The sequence below is a fragment of the Neisseria sp. HMSC065C04 genome (assembly GCF_001815375.1).
Taxonomy (GTDB): Bacteria; Pseudomonadota; Gammaproteobacteria; order Burkholderiales; family Neisseriaceae; genus Neisseria; species Neisseria flavescens_D.
The window spans coordinates 4,586-11,645 of record NZ_KV820420.1; the positions used below are offsets into that span (position 1 = coordinate 4,586).

A 7,060-nucleotide genomic window follows, 5' to 3' on the forward strand; every position below is an offset into this window, starting at 1 on the left:
GCATTGTTTACACGGATAGCCTGAGCAGCTATGACAAGCTGGACGTAAGCGGTTTTATCCATTACCGTATCAACCATTCCAAGGAATTTGCAGACCGTCAGAACTACATTGACGGCATTGAGAATTTTTGGAATCAGGCAAAACGCGTCTTACGTAAATACAACGGAATCGATCGCAAATCCTTCCCGCTGTTCTTGAAAGAATGCGAATTTCGGTTTAACTTCGGCACACCGTCTCAACAGCTTAAAATTCTGCGGGATTGGTGCGGAATTTAGGGCTAATCTACGTCAACCCCTTATTAAAATGAAGATTTGTATCCGGCGGCGCAGCTGTTGCGGGCTTCTTCTTTGCTGGTGATAATTTCCCCATTACAACCTACTATATGGTTACATGAGGACTGGCATCATACTCTTCTTTGCTTGCATCTCTGATATATGCAACTTGATCAATGGTATAAGTATTTCCTTCTACAGCAGGTATTCCTTATCTTTGTCCCATCCTATTCCATTGAGCACATTATCAGATTGAGCACACTATCAGTGATAGAGCGACTGCTTTTATAATTGCTTGTTGTATTCAATGAATAAAACAAAGGCCATCTGAAAAGCTAAATTTAGTTTCAGACAGCCTTTAATTAGACCTTTTTTACTTTACACTAATCTGACAGACAGAGACTCTCCTTGACTGATTTGGCTTTAAGTTATCGATGCCGCATCTTGCTGTAAACGGTACGTAAGTTCCGGCTTTGAGTAGCAGGAGTAGGTTGTTACTTCTATCTTGTCAATAGGGTATTTTCCCTTATTCTTTCTCTACTTATAGGCTTGAGGGTAATAATTGTTTACTCAGAAAGCTTATCCTGCCAATATTGCTTTCTTACCTCATTTTTCGGAATATTTTTGCTACCCTGTCCATAGATTTCTACCAATTTTTTGGCTGCTTTAATTTCACCGTTATTAGCCGCACGTTCAAACCATTCCACTGCTGTTATCTCGTCTTTTGGTACATACCGTCCTTCCCAATACCATGAGGCCAAAATAGTTTGTGATTTTTCTTCACCAAGTTCGGCAGCTTTCTTATAATATTCATATGCTTTTTTCTCATTAATGGGGAAAACATTATTTTTTTCAGAATATAATACACCGGCTACAGTATAAGCATAAGGTTCATTTTGAGCTAAAGCTTTTTCCAACCATAGCTTAGCTTCCTGTTTTTCGGCTTCTGTTTTGGCTATCGGGGCTAACACACCTGCTAATTCTGCCTGTCCCACTGCCATATTTAATTCAGCTGCTTTTCTCAACCAAAAAATAGCATCTTCTGTTTTACCTATTAAAGAATAAATTGTACCTAAGTTATAAATGGCCATTTGATTACCTCCATCCTCTGCAGCTCTTTTAGCAAATTCCAATGCTTTATTTATATCTTTATCAACACCTTTCCCGCTAAAGTACATAGTAGATAAATTTTGATAGGCATCAATATATCCTTGATCTGCAGCCAATTGATAATATTCTGCTCCTTTTTTCCAATCTACCGATACACCAATACCATGGCTGTAAAAAAAGCCCATATTATTATTAGCTGGAACACTTCCCTGCTCTGCAGCTTTTTGCGTCCATTCAAAGGCTTTTTTATAATCTTTATAGATGCCCCAGCCATTATAATAGAGCAGACCTAGGTCAGATTGTGCTCGGATATCTCCATTCTTTGCAGCCTGCTCCATCCAATAAAAAGCTTGCTTTAGATCTTTCGGAGCATTTAATCCATCCATATATCTAACAGCTAAGTTATATTGACTAGAAATATCTCCTCCGATAGCACATTGCTCTAAATATAAAAACGAACCCTGTGGATCGCATTGTGTATCCCTAAGCGTCTGATTAGACCCATTGCAACCAGCAATTAAAGATAAAATAATGACATTAAGATAGTAACTTATACTTTTAATCATTGATATCTCCTTTTAATTAAGGTTTCTTAGATGGAACTACTTTATCCATACCAGTATTAATAGACTGTTTTGTAATCTCATTTGTGAGAGTCTGACTAATATCCCCAACTCCAGTTTTACCTACTCCAAATCCTGCAGCGGTACCCAATGCATTACCTGGAACCCCTTTCAACGTCTCTGTTATTGATTTGCCTTGGCACATATAATCAGAAATGGCTCCTGATCCAACGGATAATCCGGCTTGTGAACCTAATTTAGTTAACCCTGATCCTGCTCCACCAGTTACCATATCTACTCCAAGCGCACAAGCACTAAACTTACCTTCCTTGGCTTGGTTGGCTGCTGATACTACAGAGGAAAGACCAACAGCTTTTTCAGCTGGAGATAAGATATTCCAAGTCTGCACCAGTGAACTATTCTTTACTACATTGCCAACTGCTTTTACCCCCCTTACTACATTTGGTGCCTGTGAGAAGAGAGCTGTTCCGCCTCCGGCTGCTGCCACACCCCCTGTCACCGCACCTGCTGCTGTACCTGTTACAAGTATTCCTCCTGTCACAACTTTTATGTCACTCTTTTGAGCTTGTAACAACTCCCGTTGGCATTTGGCTTGTTTTGCAGGGTTAGGAATGCTATAGCCATTATTAAAACAGGTCATCAGTTTACTGGTTTTTGCAGCATCTATTTCCGCTTGTCGAGCTGCTTTACGTTGTGCCTCAATATATTTCCCCTGTTCTGTATGAAATTGATTCTCTAAATTTTTTGCTGCAATATCACTAATACCAAAAATTGGGATTCCAGATAAGCCAAATACATCTATCCAAGTCTGCACACTATTTGCAAATCTATACAGGCTCTCCCCGCCTGCTAACCCAATCGGATCCTGCTGCGTAAACCGCCCAATCTCCGGGTCATAGTAACGGAAGAAGTTGTAATGCAGCCCCGTCTCTTCATCATAATGCTGATTCTGCAGACGGAAGGGTTGATGTATATCCAGTTTCAGACGACCTTCTTGGGTTAGTTTGCCCCAGCCGCTATAGTCACCGCTCCAAACAATATTGCCTTTCTCATCGGTCATCTCTCGCGGGATGCCGATTTGATCGTTGTGGTAATACAGGATTTCTCTTGCCTTGTCTGAGCCATTGTAGGTGGTGATTTGGGCAAGGGGTTCATAGTTTCGATCTTCGGTATAAACATAGGTGTAGGTACGGTCTTTACGGTATTCCTGTAGCAGGCGGCTGCCGTCCCATAGGTATTGGATTTCGTTGCCGTCTGGATGGACTTTGGCTATGCGGCGGCCCATGGGATCATAGCGATAACGGTACTGAACCGGACTTTCTCCCGGTTTATGGATTTCGGCTTCGGTCAGTTGGTTATCGGCATTATAACGGTAATGTTGGATTTCACCGTTATTGTGCTGTTTCTCAATAAGATTGCCCAAAGGATCGTAGCGGTAATTGGTACCTTGGTATTGGGTAAGGCGGTTGCCGCCGATTCTGCTTCCATCGGTAAGGTTATGTGCAGGGTCGTAGCGGTAGTGCTCGTCTGCGCTTTGGGTAATTCTGCCCAGCGCATCATAGGTGTAATCCCTGCTGCCGTTGGTTTGGTCATCAGTTCGGATGAGGTTGCCGGTAGTGTCGTATTGGTAACTGCGGCCGATAAGGACGGCAGGGTCTGCTTTGTTGTGACCGTTCGGTTGGGCGATTTGTTGTTTCAGACGGCCTAATGGGTCAAGTTGAAATTGGGTATTCAGCTTGCCTACAGTTCGCTCGATCGGGCGATGCAGGGCATCACGCTCGATGTCGGCAAGGGTGGTGCCGTCTAGGTTGACGTGGTGCAAGTGCCCGCTGCCGTAATACAGGCGGTTTAAGGTTTCACCTGTAGGCAGGATAGTTTGGATACGGTTGTCCAGTACGTCGTAACGGTATTCGGTAATCTGTGCTGCGCCATCTTTGGACGGTGACCGGCTGATACCGGACTTAAGAGGTCCGTCTAAGTGGATGAGCTGTTCTTTAACCAGTCTGTTGTGATCATAACTAAAACGAAGTTCACTATGGGCGTTATGTGCTTGGATCAGACGGTTAAGTTTGTCGTAGCGGTAGTGGGTACTCAGGATTTCTCCGCCATCCAGATGACTGTCTTTCTGACGAATGCGGCCGATACGATCACGGTGGTAGGTGATCGTCCGTAGTGGGCGGGTACGCACGTCGATATTCCCAGACGCGTATTCTTCTTCGCGTATGAGTTCGCCGGCAGGATTATAGGTATAACGTGTCATTTTGCCGTCAAAGCCAATCTCACGGATCAGACGGTCTCTCTCATCATATTCGAAGGTATAGCTGTCACCGTTTTCGTTGACGAGGGTTTTCAGACGACCTGCGGGATCGTAACGGTATTGGAATGTACTACCCAGTGCGTTGTAGCGGACGGTTGGTTTGCTGTCATTGTCGTAATCATAGGCGGTACGGTTGCCTTTAGCATCAGTAAGAACATTCAGTCGACCTGCATGATCGTAGCTGAAGTGTTCACTGCTGCCATCTGGATAGTCGGTACGCACAGGTTCTCCGTTTTGGTAATGGTAGTGCGTGGTGTGGCCGGCTGCATCGGTAATACTTTCGAGTTTGCCCTCACCGTTATAGGTATAACGGGTTTGCTGACCGGAACAGTCGGTTTGAGTGCTTAGGCGGCGGTACTGATCATACTCAAATGTATAGGTATTGTTTTTAGCATCGGTAATTTGGGTAACTTGCCCATTTTCGTTGTAACGGTAACGGGTTGCATTGCCTTTGCTATCGCTTTGGGTCGCAGGTAATCCTTGTTCGTTGTACTCAATCAGGGTCTTTTGATTGTGCGGGAGGGTAATCTCTACCGGTCGGCGTTCTTGGTCATAACGAATGTGCTGATTTTGCCCACCTTCTCCGCCAACAAAGGTCAGCAGCCCGCATTCGTTATAACGGTAGCGGGTTTCACGTCCCATTTCATCAGTAATTTTAATAGGACGGCCTAATGCATCACGTTCAGTTAAAACGCTACTGCCATCTGCAAAGACTTTTTTAACGACTTCGCCATGATGGTCGTAATAAAGGTGTTCACTACGTCCTAATGCGTCAGTGATTTGGGTATGTCCGTCGGCATAGGCAAAACGCCACTCTTCGCCATTGTCGGTATGGCTGCGCAATACCCGGCCTTTAGGGGTATAGTGGTCGTATTGATAGTAGGTATTTAATCCTGCTGCAGTTTGGTGACGGATCATCATATGGCGGCGATAACCGAAACGTCGGTGAACGAAACCTTCGGTATCTTCTACTGCGACAAGATCGCCGTTGTCGTCATAACGGTAACGGACAAGAATTTCCCGACCTTCAGGTAGATTATCGTTGTAGCCACCCATGCTGGTAAGGCGATAAACAGGAATCTGAGTCAAAGGGCTGAGATTATCAAATTCAAACCATATCTTCCGACCCAGTTCGTCAATAACAGTATGCGGCAAACCGGTATCTTCATTATAAACAATACGGTAGCCGTTCCCATGACGGTCGCTAACACGCGTAAGAACATAATCGCCATCACCACTGCCGATACGGTTTGTTCCATTCAGATGTAACGGAGAGAATCTCTGTCTACTGTCCCCATCCAAACTGCTAATTTGATAGCTGCCATTATCGATTCGTTCGAAGATGATTTGTTCTGCTTCAAACAGAACCTGTCCTTCATCTTCCTCCAGTTCTGGCAGATCAAATGTACGTCCCTGATTATCGGTATAGGTAAAACGTCCGTCTTTGCGCTCCAGTTTGGCGCTCAATGTAGTGCGCCAGCCGCTACCCAGCCAACTTTCTTTTAGGTCGGAGAAATAGCTGCGGCTCCATACAAAAGGTACCAGCCCATCAAAAGCAAAATCTGTTTCATCCGGCAAAACCTTAATTCCCGAAATAGGATTAACAGGACGCCCAATTAATTCGGCAATCTTGCAAGGAATACAGGTTTTATCGGTTTTTGCAAAACCATTAAAGAAAAAGCTATCAGAACCGCCCACCGGCATTGCAGGTGCTTTGACGCGAACGATCTTAGGAGAAGCAAGTATAATTTCGCCATTTTTTAATTTGATATAGCTGCCTCCACCACCGCTAATCATAACTTCATCTTTGCCAACGATCATTACTTTGGCAGTACTACTGGTCAGTTCAAGATCTTTTTTTGCATCAATCTGTATCTTGTTATTTTTTGCCTGGATTTCAACCTTACCTTTAGCGGCATGAATTTTAAGGGCATTATTTTGTGCAAACAGATTGATACCTTGTAGTGCGTGTGCAGTAAAGTTTTTACCGGCACTGACGTTACTATCTTGTAAGCTGACCCAATGAATATGCCCTTGTGCTGTATTCAATATACTTTGCTTGGTACTGGTAGCCAAACCATCGGGAGCCGAAATAACGATGCCCGATTTTTTTAGTTTCTTTAAACTACTATTAATATGGTTTGTTTGAGCAATACTCTCTGTAGCACTATTTCCTACACGCATAGCGGCAGCATCCAACAATTTGGCTGCGTCCAATGCTTTACGCATGCGTCGTATTGCCTTACCCATCTCCAATACTTCACCCTTAGCCCCACTTTGTGTATCCGTACTGACAAGTATCCCTTTACTTGCGCGTAACGCACCCCAACCGTCGGTTCTGAGTTCGAAGCCCTCACCGTTCTTGCCACGTTTTTCTCGATTTGAGTCAACGATATGGCCCAAGTTAAGTTGGGATTTCTGATAGTCAGTACTCAACTTAATATGTTCCTGACCTTTTTGGTCTTCCATCCTGAGTTTGTTGTTCGCCCAGGTACGGATGACGTTGCGGGTATTCCAATCTGCAGGGATATGGTCGGTATGGGCGCTGTCGTGCATGACGCCGGAGATATACGGACGGTCGGGATTACCCTGAACGAAGGACAGCATGACTTCTGTGCCTTCGTGTAAGGGGAAGTGGATGCCGTATTCGGGACCGGCATAGGGTTTGGCCAGTCGGACGGGACGGCTTTCCCCGCCCGGACTCCATTCGTCCAGGTCAAACGGTAATTTGACGCGGTAGCGGCCCATATCGTCGATATAGGCGTAGGTGCAGTTCT

Annotated in this window: 3 protein-coding genes; 1 reads left to right on the top strand and 2 read right to left on the bottom strand. The window is 44.7% G+C overall.

Features of this window, described 5'->3' with window-relative positions:
- Positions 1–275 (top strand): transposase (locus tag HMPREF3022_RS08930; protein ID WP_141756522.1); only part of this gene is annotated, 275 nt, incomplete at its 5' end.
- A 563-nt stretch (positions 276–838) separates the two neighbouring features.
- On the opposite strand, the gene HMPREF3022_RS11420 is transcribed toward HMPREF3022_RS08930, so the two are convergent.
- Positions 839–1,948, bottom strand: a complete 1,110-nt coding sequence (locus HMPREF3022_RS11420; RefSeq protein WP_079454232.1) for an SEL1-like repeat protein — start codon at positions 1,946–1,948, stop codon at positions 839–841.
- A 16-nt stretch (positions 1,949–1,964) separates the two neighbouring features.
- On the bottom strand, positions 1,965–7,031 hold the full coding sequence (locus HMPREF3022_RS08940) for a DUF2345 domain-containing protein (RefSeq protein ID WP_070765506.1): 5,067 nt from the start codon (positions 7,029–7,031) through the stop codon (positions 1,965–1,967).
- Positions 7,032–7,060: the final 29 nt, after the last annotated feature.